This window comes from Frigoribacterium sp. Leaf8, assembly GCF_001421165.1.
GTDB lineage: Bacteria > Actinomycetota > Actinomycetes > Actinomycetales > Microbacteriaceae > Frigoribacterium.
Map to the genome: position 1 here is coordinate 305,178 of NZ_LMKB01000006.1, position 9,389 is coordinate 314,566.

6 protein-coding genes and 1 tRNA gene are annotated in these 9,389 nt (G+C 70.0%); 1 reads left to right on the top strand and 6 read right to left on the bottom strand.

Going from position 1 to position 9,389, the window contains the following annotated elements; genetic code table 11:
- Nucleotides 1–41: 41 nt before the first annotated feature.
- The 3 genes from ASL10_RS12985 to ASL10_RS12995 all read right to left on the bottom strand — a co-directional run bounded on the left by ASL10_RS12985 (nt 42) and on the right by ASL10_RS12995 (nt 4,409).
- A tRNA-Met gene (locus tag ASL10_RS12985) sits at nt 42–115 on the bottom strand.
- 135 nt (nt 116–250) lie between these two features.
- Entirely contained in the window at nt 251–3,142 is a 2,892-nt protein-coding gene (locus tag ASL10_RS12990; protein WP_056049181.1) for a UPF0182 family protein, read from the bottom strand.
- Nucleotides 3,143–3,296: 154 nt separating this feature from the next.
- The gene (locus tag ASL10_RS12995; protein WP_056048623.1) at nt 3,297–4,409 is read right to left on the bottom strand and encodes a PDZ domain-containing protein; all 1,113 of its coding nucleotides are present in this window, start codon (nt 4,407–4,409) and stop codon (nt 3,297–3,299) included.
- Nucleotides 4,410–4,531: 122 nt separating this feature from the next.
- On the opposite strand from ASL10_RS12995, the gene ASL10_RS13000 reads away from it, so the two are divergent.
- Entirely contained in the window at nt 4,532–5,926 is a 1,395-nt protein-coding gene (locus ASL10_RS13000) for a zinc-dependent metalloprotease (RefSeq protein ID WP_056048626.1), read from the top strand.
- Nucleotides 5,927–5,969: 43 nt separating this feature from the next.
- Here ASL10_RS13000 and ASL10_RS16080 read toward each other — a convergent pair whose 3' ends face one another.
- The 3 genes from ASL10_RS16080 to nudC all read right to left on the bottom strand — a co-directional run bounded on the left by ASL10_RS16080 (nt 5,970) and on the right by nudC (nt 9,380).
- Nucleotides 5,970–6,482 carry a hypothetical protein gene (locus ASL10_RS16080; RefSeq protein ID WP_157485497.1) on the bottom strand — a complete coding sequence of 171 codons (513 nt, stop codon included), beginning with the start codon at nt 6,480–6,482 and terminating at the stop codon, nt 5,970–5,972.
- Between the two features lie 256 nt (nt 6,483–6,738).
- Nucleotides 6,739–8,451, bottom strand: a complete 1,713-nt coding sequence (locus ASL10_RS13005; RefSeq protein ID WP_056048631.1) for an ATP-dependent helicase — start codon at nt 8,449–8,451, stop codon at nt 6,739–6,741.
- Entirely contained in the window at nt 8,448–9,380 is a 933-nt protein-coding gene (gene nudC / locus ASL10_RS13010) for an NAD(+) diphosphatase (protein ID WP_123571544.1), read from the bottom strand. Before nudC ends, ASL10_RS13005 begins: the two co-directional genes overlap by 4 nt.
- Nucleotides 9,381–9,389 lie beyond the last annotated feature (9 nt).

A 9,389-nucleotide genomic window follows, 5' to 3' on the forward strand; every position in this document is an offset into this window, starting at 1 on the left:
AGAAGGCCCCGGTCATTCGACCGGGGCCTTCGTCGTTCTTGTTGCGGGGGCAGGATTTGAACCTACGACCTCTGGGTTATGAGCCCAGCGAGCTACCGAACTGCTCCACCCCGCGGCACAAGAAATGACTCTAGCACGCCGTTCGGCCCCCGTCCAATCGGGCCATCGGAAGAGGCACCCACGACGCCTGATCGACGACGAACCCCCCTCCCGGCATGCCGGAAGGGGGGTCGACGATCACCGGTCGGGCCTACTGACCGCTGGCGGCGACCGCGTCCTCGAGGGCGGTCTGGAGGCGCGTGTCGGCTTCCGCCGCCGCGACCAGGTCGTTGTCGGCGTAGGCCGCGGCACGGTCGGTCAGGGCCTGCTGAGCGTCGGCCAGGGCCTGGTCGAGCGCCGCGTTGTCGGTACCCGACCCGGTGCCGCCGGTGTCGGGGGTCGCCGTGCCACCGTCGGTCGCTCCGTCGCCGGTGCCGGTGCCCGTGCCGTCGGTCCCGTCACCCGTGGTCGGAACGCCGTTGTCTCCGGCGGTCGCACCCGAATTGCCACCGAACAGCGAGTCGAGGGCGCCGTCGAGGGTGTCCTCGAAGGCGATCTTGTCTCCGAACGAGACCAGGATGCGCTGCAGGACCGGGTACGACGTCTCGGAGTTCGACTTCACGTAGATCGGCTGGACGTAGAGCAGACCACCGCCGACCGGCAGGGTCAGCAGGTTGCCTCGGACGACGCTCGTGTCACCCCGGGTGAGGAGAGCGAGCTGGTTGGCCACGGCCGTGTCGGTGTTGAAGTTGTTCTGCACCTGTCCGGGACCGGGCAGCGTGTCGGTGCGCGGCAGGGCCAGCAGCGTCAGCTTGCCGTAGTCCGACGAGATCTCACCCGGTGTCGACCCCGCATCGGCATTCGCCGCGAGATAGCCCGTCAGGACGTTCCGGGCGTTCTCACCCGACTGTTGCGGGATGTACGTCGAGTAGATCGAGAACGCAGGGTCTTGATCGGGCAGCTGCAGCGTCAAGTAGTACGGAGGCTGCAACGGCGGGTTCTGGGCGTTGCTCGTCGGCTCGTTGGGCGTGACCCACGCGTCGTCGCTCGAGTAGAACGAGTCGGCGTCCGTCACGTGGTACGTGCCGAGGATCGCCCGCTGCACCTTGAACATGTCCTGCGGGTAGCGGACGTGCTGGAGCAGTTCGGCCGACATGTCGCTCAGCGGCGACAGCGTGGAGGGGAAGATCTTGTCATAGGTCTGCAGGATCGGGTCGCTGGTGTCCCACGCGTAGAGCTTGACCGAACCGTCGTACGCGTCGACCGTGGCCTTGACCGAGTTGCGGATGTAGTTGATGTTGTTCGAGGCGTACACCGGGCGGTCGTTGTACGTGTCGGCGATCGCGTCGGACAACGCCTGCGGCTTCGAGTACGGGTACTCGTTGGTCGTGGTGTAGCCGTCGACGATCCAGACGACCTTGCCGTCGACGACGGAGGGGTACGGCGCGCTGTCGATGGTGAGGTAGGGAGCGACCTTCTGGACGCGCTCGGTGGGGTCACGGTCGTAGAGGATCTGCGACTGGTCGTTCACCGCGTCGGACAGGAAGATCTGCTCGGACTGGAACTTGATGGCGTAGATGAGCTTCTTGAAGACGTTGTCGAGCTTGGGCCCACCGTCGCCCTCGAAGGTCGTCGTCTCGTTGGTGCCGTTGTCGTTGCTGCCCGACGGGTAGTCGAGCTCGATGTCGTTGCCGCCGTCGCCACCCACGATCGAGTAGGTGGGCGACTCCTGGCCGAAGTAGATTCGCGGTTCGTAGTCGCCGGCGTCGCCGAGGGCACCCGTCACCGGGATGCCGGACTCGAGGAAGACCGGCTGGCCGTCCGCCGACCGCTGGTTGCCGTAGGCCGCCACCACGCCGTAGCCGTGCGTGTAGACGAAGGTCGTGTTGTAGGGGGTCGCCGAGTTGCCGAGCTGCGAGGTGTTCAGCTCGCGCACGGCGATGACGGTGTCTTGCACGTTGCCGTCGATCGTGTACCGGTCGACCGCGAGCTGCTCGGGGAAGCTGTAGTACTGGCGGTACTGCTGCAGCTGGGCGAAGGCGTCGGTCACGAGAGCGGGGTCGATGATGCGGATGTTCGCGGTGGTGACGGCGTCACCGGCCAGGGCACCGGCCTCGGCGTCGGACTTCGCATCGTAGGTCTGCTCTTCGACGTCGGCCACGCCGTACGCCTCACGCGTCGCCTGGATGTTGCGCTCGATGTACGGCGACTCGACCGTCCGCTCGCTGGGCTCGACCGTGAAGCGCTGGACGATCCAGGGGTAGATGCCCCCGACGATGATGCTGATGATGATGAGCGCGGCCGTACCGATGACCGGGAGGCGCCAGCGGCCGACGATCGCGGTCACGATGAACAGGACGGCCACGACCACCGCGATGCCGGCCAGGATCTGCTTGCCGGGGATGCCCGCGTTGACGTCGGTGTACGTGGCACCCGTGAGGAGCTTGTTCGTTCCGTCGGACAGGGTCGCGTACTGGTCGAGCCAGAGGCTCACGCCCTGGAGGAGCAGGTAGACGGCGGCCGTGACGGCCAACTGGATGCGCGCGACCTTCGAGATGCGCACCTCGCGACCGGTGAAGCGCAGGGCACCGTAGAGGTAGCTGGTCGCGACGGCGGCGATGCCGGCGATGAGCACGACGGCCGAGGCGAAGCCGACCACGGCCTGGTAGAGCGGCAGCTCGAAGACGTAGAACCCGATGTCGAGCCCGAACTGCGCGTCGGTCTGACCGAAGGGGGTGCGGTTGATCCACTCGAGGACGGTCTGCCACTGCGTCGACGTGGCGATGCCGGCGAAGAGGCCGAGGACGGCGGGGACGCCGATGACGACGGCCCGACGCAGGGGCTCGATGACCTGCTGGTAGCGGTCGAGCTGGGAGTTCAACTTGGCGTACACCGGCCGGAACCGGAAGGCCACCTCGATGCTGACGTACACCGGCACCGCCATGGCCACGAAGCCCACCGCGAACATCACGAGGCGGGAGATCCACTGTGTCGTGAGCACTCCCGTGAACCCGAGCTGCTGGTACCAGAGGTAGTCGGTCAGCAGCGACGAAAAGATGAAGAAGGCGATGACCAGGGCGGCGAGGACGGCCACCGTGACCAGGACGGGCAATCGGGGCGAGCGTCGTGCGGTTCGCGACGATGCGGGTGACGTCAAGGGTGGACTCCTGGCTGACGGGGACGTGGACGGCCATCCTACGTGTCGAGCCTGGCCGACTCAGCGTCCCCTTCTCAGCTTTGCGCGGGCTGCACGAACGCTATCGACCGGCCGTGCAGGTGGCCAGGGACGACGTGTCGCCGCCGTCCGCGACCGTCTCGAGCGCCGTGACCGCATCGTCCAACGTGGCGACCGAGTAGACGTCCAGCCCGGAGGGCACGTTCCCGACGACCTCGGAGCAGTTCGTGGACGGCGCCAGGAAGACGGTCGCCCCGGCGTCGCGAGCACCGTAGAGCTTCTGTCGGATGCCGCCGATGGCACCCACCTCGCCCGAGGCCGTGATCGTGCCCGTGCCGGCGACCTTCGCGCCGCCGGTGAGCTCCCCCGGTGTCGTCTTGTCGATGATGCCGAGCGCGAACATCATGCCGGCACTCGGTCCGCCGACCTGGTCGAGCTTGAGCGTGACGTCGAAGGGATACGTGTAGTCCACGCTGACCCCGACCCCGAGGAGCGGCGTGCCGTCGACTTCTTGCGGGGTCACCTGCTCGGTCATGCTCGTCCCCGCGCGTTCGAGGACCACCTCCGCCGGCGTCGACGCCCCGTTCGCCGCCACCAGGCCGCGGAGGACGTCCACGTCCGCATCGGTGGCGAGACTGGTGCCGTTGACGCTGACCAGGACGTCTCCCTCGCGCAGGACGCCCTCGGCAGGGCTCCCCTGGGAGACCTGGCTGACGGTCACGGCGCTGGGGACGGCGTACCCCTCGTGGATCAGCGCCGCGGCGATCGCGGACTTCTGGGAGTTCTGCATGTCGACGGCGTTCTGTTCGTCGACCTGGTCGTTCGACACCCCCGACGGGTACACGGCCTCGACCGGGATGACCGAACGGCTACGGTCCGCCCACGCGCGGACGACGTCGACCCAGCCCGGCCGGACGTCCTGGTTGCCCTGCACGCTCACGGTCAGCAGGTCGAGGGTGCCCGCGGTGGGGTAGGTCTCGTGGCCCGACACGGTGATCAGGGGTTGGGACGAACCCTCGTACTCGGCACTGCCCAGGGTGTCGAACACGGGGCCGGGCTGTTCGATCAGGTAGGGCCCCGGGAGGAGGCTCAGGACCACGGCCGAGACGACGGCGACACCCAGGAGGGGCCAGCCGAACCTGCTCGCTCGGCGTGCTGACGAGGGGGCGGTGCGCGGGGGCGTGAAGAAGGCCACGGAGGGTCCTTTCGGGATCGGCCGGGGAGGCGCGGGTCGCGTTCGCCACGAGCGGAGCGACGCCCCCGGAGCGGTGGCCGAATCCCAGGATCTTCGTGCGGCCAGCAGCTAGCGTAGTCAGCATGACCGATGATTCGCCGCGCGGGCCTGAGGACGAGTTCCGTGACATGTTGCGGCAGTTCCTGTCCGGCGGTTCCGAGATCGATCCGTCGCAGCTCGCCGGGGCCGCCGGGCTGCCCGACGACCCGGCCTTCGTGGCGCGACTCATGAGTCAGCTGCAGAACGCCGTCAACAGCAGCGGTGACGGCATCGACTGGTCGATCGCCACCGAACAGGCGACCGCCGTGGGCGCCCAGAGCGCCGTCGTGCCGACCGCGGCCGAGACCGCCGCCCTCGAGCAGGCGTTCCACGTCGCCGCACTGTGGCTCGACGACGTCACGTTCGTGGCCGAGCTCACCGCCACGCCGCGTCTCGTGACCCGCGCCGAGTGGGCCCGTCTCACCATGCCCGTGTGGAGCCAGCTCGCCGAGCCCGTGGCCACGTCGATCGCGGACTCCCTGACCGGCGTGCTCAGCGAGCAGGCTCCCGAAGAGATGCGCTCGATGCTCGCCGGGGCCAGCCAGGTCATGCGCAGCGTCGGTGGCACGCTCTTCGCCATGCAGCTCGGACAGGTCGTCGGCCAGCTCTCGACCGAGGTCGTGTCCGGCGGCGACGTCGGCATCCCGCTCCTCGACGAACAGCAGGCGGCGCTGCTCCCCCAGAACGTGGCCGCCTTCGGCGAGGGCCTCGACATCGAGGCCGACCAGGTCCAGCTCTACCTGGCGGTCCGCGAACTCGCGCACGCCCGCCTGTTCCGGCACGCCCGATGGCTGCGCCTGCACCTCATCTCGTCCATCCGCGAGTTCGCCCAGGGCATCCGCATCGACACCTCCCGGCTCGAAGAACTCGCGGTGGACTTCGATCCCTCGAACCCCGGCGACCTGCAGGAGGCCATGAAGAGCGGGGCCCTCATCCCCCCGAAGACCGACGAGCAGCTCGCCGCCCTCGCCCGGCTCGAGACCACCCTGGCCCTGATCGAGGGCTGGGTCGACGTGGTGACCGCCCACGCCACGGCGCGCCTCCCGAAGTCCGCGGCGATCGCCGAGACGGTCCGCCGCCGCCGGGCCGCCGGCGGGCCTGCCGAGTCGGCCTTCTCCACCCTGGTCGGCCTCGAACTGCGGCCGCGGCGCCTCCGCGAGGCGGCCGTCCTCTGGCAGACTGTGACCGACGCCGTCGGTGCCGAGCGCCGAGACGACCTCTGGTCGCACCCGGACATCGTGCCCACCAGCGCCGACGTCGACGACCCGCAGGCCCTCGTGGCCCGCCTGACGTCGGACGAGCCCACCTTCGACGACGTCGACCAGGCGATCCAGGACCTGCTCGACGACACGACCGACGACCGCCCCCGCGAGGGGGACGACGGCTCGGCGACCGAGCCCGGCGAGTCCGGGCCCGACCAGGACGCCCCCCGATCCTGACGGACACCGTCACCGGGGCCCGGGCGGACCTGTGGACAACTCCTCATCCGCCCCGGCCCCACGACATGATCGGACGATGCACCTCGTCCTCGATCCCCGCATCCCCGTCATCTGGCGCGATCCGTCGACCCTCCAGGTCGGCGTCGACCGCCCCACGCTCGTCCTGAGTCCGGTCAGCAGGCTCGACGAGCGGGTGGTCGCGGCCCTCGCCGCGGGGCACGGCGCAGGGGGCCTGCCCACCCTCGTCGCCCACCTCGGCCTGGATCGCGCCGCGGTCGAAGCCTCCGTCGAGCGCCTGCGACCCGCGCTGGGCGGCGACACCCGGTCGGTCGTCCCGCCGACCGTCGTCGTCGGCGGGCCGGGCCCCGTCGCCGATGCCGTCGCGCGCCTCCTCGGCTCCTGCGGTGCCGACGTCCGACGGGCCGACGCCGACCTGGCTCCGCCGCGGCACGCCACGGGCGTCCTGGTCGGCGGGCACGTGCTCGACCCCCGGGTCGTCCGAGAGTGGGTGAGGTCCGATCTGACGCACCTCGTCGTACGAGTGGGCGATCGTCACACGCGGATCGGCCCCGTGACGGTGCCCGGTTCGACGGCCTGCGCCCGGTGTCTCGACCTCCACGCCGGCGAGGCCGACCGTGCCTGGCCCGCGATCGCCGGTCAGCTGAGCGCCCGTCCCCTCACCGCGCCTCCGCTGCTGTCCGTCCATGAGGTCGCCACGAGAGCCGCCCGCCGGCTGTGGTCCCGTCTGACCGGCGCGGACGGCGCCCCCGAGGACTCCGAGGTCGAGTCGATCTCGATCGCCGACGGGCTGGTCACTCGCGCGGACGTGCCGCCGCACCCGGAGTGCGGGTGCGCAGCTCTTCCACGAACCGGCTCACCCGCCGTTCGCCGCCGCGCCCCTGCCCCGAGCGACTCCACGACAACCGGAGCCGCTCACGCGCCCTCGTGACGCCGACGTACAAGAGGCGGCGCTCCTCGTCGATCGCCGCGTCGTCCTTCGCGTAGCTGATCGGGACGAGGCCCTCGCTGAGGCCGATCAGGTAGACGCTGCGCCATTCGAGGCCCTTCGCGGAGTGCAACGTCGCCAGGGTGACCGCGGCCAGGGTCGGCTCGTGCTGACCGGCCTGGCGGGCGAAGAGCTCGTCGACGAACTGGCGGAGGGTCGTCCCGGGGGGTGATGCCTCGGCCAGGCCCATGATCGTGTTCAAGGACTCCCAGCGGTCGCGGATCGCGCCTCTCTGGTCGGGTGCGTCCTGGGTCCAGCCGAGCGACCGGAGGACGTCGCTGACGGTCTTGAAGAGCGGCTCGCCAACGATGCTCACCGCCGCGCCCTTCATCATCATCAGGGCCTCTTTCACCTCACGGAGCTCGAAGAAGCGCGTCGCGCCGTGGATGCGGGTCGACACGCCGACGTCGGCGAGTGCGCGCTCGATCGCCGCCGCCTGGACGTTGACCCGGTACAGCACCGCGATCTCCTCCGGCGCGACTCCCGACCGGATCTCGTCGGCGATGGTCTCGGCGATGCCCCTGGCCTCGGCCGAATCGCTGGCGTACTCGGTCACGGGCGGCACCGGGCCCGTCGTCTCGACGGCCGGGTGGAGGTGCAGGGCACCCGGACGGCCCCGCATGAGTTGGTTCGCCGTGTCGACGATCTGCCGCGACGAGCGGTAGTTCTGCTCGAGACGGACGACCGTGGCGTCGTCATATCGTGAACCGAACCCGAGCAGGTAGTCCGAGGACGCACCCGCGAACGAGTAGATGGTCTGACTGGCGTCGCCGACCACGCAGAGGTCGTTCCGGCCGCCGAGCCACAGGTCGAGCAGGTCCTGCTGGAGGGGCGAGACGTCCTGGTACTCGTCGACGACGAAGAAGCGGTACTGCTCGTGCACCTGTTGGGCCACCCGCGGCTCGAGCTCGAGCATGCCGACCGTCGCGAGCAGGACGTCCTCGAAGTCGAGCTGTCGCCGTTCGTCCTTGACGGCCTCGTAGGCACGGTGCAGGTCGACGGCTTTCTCGACGCTGATGGCCGGCGGCAACGACCTGCTCGGCAACGCCTCGGCGTAGTCCTCGAGGGTGAGCCGAGAGACCTTCCGCCACTCGATCTCGGCCGCGAGGTCGCGCAACGCCGCCGTGTCGATCTTGAGCCTCAGGGACTCGGCGGCGTGGGCGAGCGCCTTGGCCTTGCTGTCGAGGAGCCGCGGCATCTGACCACCCATGGTCTGCGGCCAGAAGTACGACAGCTGGGACAGGGCCGAGGCGTGGAAGGTCCGTGCAGAGACTCCCCCGGCGCCCAGGTGACGCAGACGGCCGCGCAGTTCGGCGGCCGCGCGTGAGGTGAAGGTGAGCGCCATGACGCGGTTGGGGGCGTACACGCCGGTGGCGACCCCGTAGGCGATGCGATGGGTGATGGCACGGGTCTTGCCCGTACCGGCACCCGCGAGGAGGCACACGGGGCCGAGCAGTTTCGACGCCGCACGGCGCTGCTGTTCGTCGAGCCCCGCGATCAGGTCGGCGGCCTCGGTCACTGGTCGATCTCGCCGCCGAACCAGTCCTCGATGATCGCCCGGGCGATGGACGTCCGTCCGGGCAGGACGATCTCGCCCAGGCCGGCGACCAGGTCGTCACGACTGAACCAGCGCAGGTCGAGGATCTCGGCCCCGTCAGGCGTGAGCGTCCCCGGGTCGTCGGCGTCGACCTCGGCCCGGAAGCCGAGCATGAGGCTCGCCGGGAACGGCCACGGTTGCGAGCCCACGTATCGAGGCGACACGACGTTGATGCCGGACTCCTCGAAGATCTCGCGCTGCACCGCGTGCTCGAGGGACTCGCCGGGCTCGACGAAGCCGGCGAGCAACGAGTACCGGTTCTGCTCCCACAGGGCGTTCGAGCCGAGCAGGAGTCGGTCGTCCGCGTCGGTGACGCCGACGATGATCGCAGGATCGGTCCGGGGGAAGACCTCGTGGCCGTCGTCCGGGTCGCGACGGACCCAGCCCGCCTTGTCGGTGACCAGGCGGCGGCCGGTGCGCGGCGAGAACCGGTGCGAGTCGTGCCAGTTCGCCACGGCGACGGCCTCGACGGCGAGTCCCGCGTCGCGGGCGCTCAACGCCGTTCCCGAGACGCGCGGGCTGCCCCAGGCGGAGTCGTCGGACGAGAGCGACCGCGCGCGCTCGTCGTCGAGCAACGCCGCGAGGACGGGTGTGCCCACCGGCTCCACGGCGGAGGGGTCCTTCGAGACACCGAGGTAGACGTAGTCGTCGGCGGCCGGCACCGCGGCAGCCGGCAGGAGCGCGAGGGAATCCGGGGAGGCCATCAACGTCCGCCCCCGCCAGACCGGGAGCACACGGGTCACCTCCGACGCGAGCAGTTCGTCGACGACTCCGTCACGCTCACGGGTGAGGTAGTCCCGGTCGACCTGGTGTCGGGACAGCGGGAGCCGGGACGTGAGAGGCGAGGACATCGGACGACC

What these genes read in the sequence shown, in the direction of transcription:
- ASL10_RS13000 (WP_056048626.1), top strand. Translation starts at nt 4,532, where the DNA reads ATGACCGATGATTCGCCGCGCGGGCCTGAGGACGAGTTCCGTGACATG.
- nudC (WP_123571544.1), bottom strand. Translation starts at nt 9,380, where the DNA reads ATGTCCTCGCCTCTCACGTCCCGGCTCCCGCTGTCCCGACACCAGGTC.